We start from the raw sequence: 228 nt of genomic DNA on the forward strand, positions 1-228 counted from the left end.
GCATTCGGTCTGTCGTCGCTGGACAAGCCGGCTTCGATCGTGATCTGGACCACCACCCCGTGGACCATCCCGGCCAACCAGGCGCTGAACGTTCACCCGGAATTCAACTACGCCCTGGTCGACGTCGGCGACAAACTGCTGGTACTGGCGGAAGAGCTGGTCGAGTCGTGCCTGGCCCGTTACAGCCTGGAAGGTTCGGTCATCGCGACCACCACCGGTAAAGAACTG

At 61.8% G+C, this 228-nt stretch carries 1 protein-coding gene; it reads left to right on the plus strand.

What is annotated here, in order from left to right:
- Positions 1-228, plus strand: a 228-nt coding sequence (locus tag SB772_RS46410; protein ID WP_410839321.1) for a hypothetical protein, incomplete at both ends; no start/stop codon positions are given.

The sequence above is a fragment of the Paraburkholderia sp. SIMBA_030 genome (assembly GCF_046535245.1).
Classification (GTDB): domain Bacteria; phylum Pseudomonadota; class Gammaproteobacteria; order Burkholderiales; family Burkholderiaceae; genus Paraburkholderia.